Origin of the sequence: Gemmata sp., from assembly GCF_051859125.1 — a bacterium.
GTDB lineage: Bacteria > Planctomycetota > Planctomycetia > Gemmatales > Gemmataceae > Gemmata.
The window spans coordinates 1-3,352 of record NZ_JBHYGG010000205.1 but is presented as its reverse complement, the minus strand read 5'-3'; the positions used below and the strand labels follow the sequence as shown (position 1 = coordinate 3,352).

2 protein-coding genes are annotated in these 3,352 nt (G+C 71.1%); one reads left to right on the top strand and one right to left on the bottom strand.

Annotation, left to right across the window (positions count from 1 at the left end; translation table 11 throughout):
- The first annotated feature begins 134 nt into the window (after positions 1-134).
- Positions 135-1,529, top strand: coding sequence for a sigma-54-dependent transcriptional regulator (locus ACTIGN_RS17430; protein ID WP_439626088.1), 1,395 nt, complete (start codon positions 135-137; stop codon positions 1,527-1,529).
- Between the two features lie 185 nt (positions 1,530-1,714).
- On the opposite strand, the gene ACTIGN_RS17425 is transcribed toward ACTIGN_RS17430, so the two are convergent.
- Positions 1,715-3,202 carry a glutamate synthase subunit beta gene (locus ACTIGN_RS17425; RefSeq protein WP_439626086.1) on the bottom strand — a complete coding sequence of 496 codons (1,488 nt, stop codon included), beginning with the start codon at positions 3,200-3,202 and terminating at the stop codon, positions 1,715-1,717.
- Positions 3,203-3,352: the final 150 nt, after the last annotated feature.

The window sequence follows — 3,352 nt, the reverse complement described above, 5'->3', positions numbered from 1 at the left end:
GCTACACCGAACTGAACACAGTTCCCACCAACTTTCGCGACGCATACCCCGCCGGACCCGTCCGCGGCGGGCGGTGCTGCCCCCGGCGGGGCGGGGCGGTACATTAACGTGTGGTGCCCCCCGTGAGGTCTGCCATGTCCGCGCCGCCTGAACCGCTCCGCGTCCTCGTCATCGACGACGACAAGAACCTCGCCGAGGACATCGCCGAGGGGCTCGACCGCCGCGGGCACGACTGCACGGTCTGCACCACCGGGCGGGCCGGGGTCGCGAAGCTGGAGCAGGAGGCGTTCGACGTCGTCCTCACGGACCTGAAGATGGCCGATACGAGCGGCCTCGACGTGGTCAGGCGGTGCCGGCAGGTGCTCCCCGACGCCGAGGTGTTCGTCATCACCGGGTTCGCCGACGTGCGGACCGCCGTGGAGGCCATGAAGCTCGGGGCGTCGCACTACCTCCAGAAGCCGATCGACCTCGCCGAACTCCGGGCCGTCGTGGACAAGTCGGCCGAGCGGGTCCAGACGGTCCGCGACCTCCGCCGCCAGCTCGACGAGAAGTTCGGGTTCGAGGGGCTCGTCGGGAACAGCGCCAAGATGCAGCGGGTGCTCCAACTCCTCCGTGCCTACGCGCCGACGACCGCGTCGGTCCTCGTCCTCGGCGAGAACGGCACCGGCAAGGAACTCGTCGCCCGGGCGCTGCACACCAACAGCCCGCGGCGGAACAAGCCGTTCGTCGCGATGAACTGCGCCGCGCTCAACGAGAACCTGCTCGACGACGAGATGTTCGGCCACGAGGACGGCGCGTTCACCGGCGCGCGGGGCCAGCGCAAGGGGCGGTTCGAGTACGCCCACGGGGGCACCCTGTTCCTCGACGAGATCGGCGACATGCCGCTGTCGCTCCAGGCGAAGCTGCTCCGGGTGCTGGAGAACGGCGAGGTGGTGCGGATCGGCGCGAACACCCCGATCACCGTGGACGTCCGCGTCGTCGCGGCGACCAACAAGGACATCCCGAAGGAGGTCGAGGCCGGGCGGTTCCGGCAGGACCTGTACTACCGGCTCAAGGTCGGGACGATCCGCCTGCCGTGCCTGCGCGAGCGCCGCGAGGACGTCCCCCCGCTCGGGGCGCACTTCCTGAAGGACCTCGCGAAGCGGCACGGCAAGCCGGTCCCGAGGGTCGCGGCGGCCGTGTGGCGGGCGTTCGAGAACTACGACTGGCCGGGCAACGTCCGCGAGCTGAAGAACCTGCTCGACAGCATGCTGGTGCTGGACCTCGACGGCGAGCTGACGTTCGACGACCTGCCCGAGGACGCCGGCGTGCGGCCGCACGGGCTCCCCGGCGGCCCGACCGCGGCCGCCGGGGCGGACCACTTCATCGGCCGCCCGCTGGAGGAGGTCGAGCGGTACTACACCGAGAAGGCGCTGGAGCTGACCGAGGGGAACCGCGAGGAGGCGGCCCGGATGCTGGGCATCGCCGAGCGCACCCTGTACCGCAAGATCCAGGAGTGGAAGAAGCTCGCCGAGAAGAAGGACGGGTGACGGTCGGAGTGTACTGTCGAAGTCCGACGCCCCACGCGGGCCGCCATGGAGGCGGCCCCTACAGAGAGTCGGTGTTCGGCCCGTAGGGGCCGCCCTCCGTGGCGGCCCGCCAACCACTTCCCGCGGATCTCGACAGCATTTTGACGGAGCGTGGCCGGCACCCGGAGTCGCCGGCCGCCGTGTTGTCACGCCCGCGCCAGGAGCGGCAGGTCCACGATGAGCTGCGACGTGTCGCGGCCCGCGAGGCGGCTCGGGCGGCCGGTCAGGAACTCGTCGACGTGCCGGGCGGCCTCGCGGCCCTCGGCGATGGCCCACACCACGATCGACTGCCCGCGGCGGCAGTCCCCGGCGGCGAACACCCCCCGCCGCGAGGTCGCGTACCGGCGGTCCGACGCGATCGTCCCGGCCTCGGTCATCGCCAGCCCGAGCGCCTGCGCCAGCCCCGCCTCCGGCCCCGAGAACCCGATCGCCAGGAGCACCAGCTCGCACGGGAACACAAGCTCCGAGCCGGTCATCTCCTGGAACTGCCGCTCGCCGGCCTCGTCGAAGTACTGCTTGACGCGGACCGCGTGCAGCTCCTTCACCCGGCCCTGGTCGTCGCCGACGAACGCGCTCGACTTGATCTGCCAGTCGCGCTTGCCGCCCTCCTCGTGCGCCGGGGAGATGCGGAGGATCTTCGGCCACAGGGGCCACGGGGTCGCCGGGTTGTGGTACTCGGGCGGCCGCGGGTTGTAGTCGAGCTGCAGGACCGACTTCGCCCCCTGGCGGTGGCAGGTGCCGAGGCAGTCGGCCGCGGTGTCGCCGCCGCCGATGATGATGACGTTCCTCCCGGTCGCCAGGATCGGCTCGTCGGCCACGTCGAGCCCGGCGACCCGGCGGTTCTGCTGGGTCAGGAACGGCATCGCCATGACGATGCCCTTCAGGTCGCGGCCCGGCACGTCGAGTTCGCGGGGCTTCGTGGCCCCGACCGTCAGCAGCACGGCGTCGTGGTTGGCGACCAGGTCGTTCGGGTCGATCGTGCGGCCCACGTCGGCCTTCACCACGAACTTGATCCCCTCGCCCTCCATCTGGGCGACCCGCTTGTCGACGTAGTCCTTCGCCATCTTGAAGTCGGGGATGCCGTAGGTCATGAGCCCGCCCGGGCGGTCGTCCCGCTCGTACACGGTGACCGCGTGGCCGGCCCGGCGCAGTTGCTGCGCGGCGGCCATGCCCGCGGGGCCGCTGCCGATCACGGCGACCGACTTGCCCGTCTCGCGGGTCGGCGGGTGGGGGACGATCCACCCCATCTCCCAGCCCCGGTCCACGATCGCGCACTCGATCGTCTTGATGGTCACCGCCGCGCCGCTCAGGGCCAGCACGCACGCCGACTCGCACGGGGCCGGGCACGTCTTCCCGGTGAACTCGGGGAAGTTGTTCGTGTCGTGCAGCGCCTGGAGCGCCTCCTCCCACCGGTTCCGGTGGACCAGGTCGTTCCAGTCCGGGATCAGGTTCCCGAGCGGGCACCCGGTGTGGCAGAACGGGATGCCGCAGTCCATGCACCGGGTCGCCTGCGCCCGGACGCCCTCGGGGGGCATCGGCTGGTACAGCTCGTCGTAGTCCTTGGTTCGCTGGTGGACCGGCCGGGGCATGGGCTTCTGGGGGTCGACCGACAGGAACCCGCGCGGATCAGACATTGGTGACCTATCTCCTTCGCGACGTTGTGTTGAGTCCGATCGGGCCGTTCACTGGTGGCACGGGCCGGGGCTGTTTGGTTAGTGCGTTGGCCTCACGCGGGCCGCCACGGAGGGCGGCCCCTACAAGGCACTGGTTTGTAGGGGCCGCCC

Excerpts from the sequence above, each read along its gene's own strand:
- ACTIGN_RS17425 (WP_439626086.1), bottom strand. The coding sequence starts at position 3,202 with ATGTCTGATCCGCGCGGGTTCCTGTCGGTCGACCCCCAGAAGCCCATG.
- ACTIGN_RS17430 (WP_439626088.1), top strand. The coding sequence starts at position 135 with ATGTCCGCGCCGCCTGAACCGCTCCGCGTCCTCGTCATCGACGACGAC.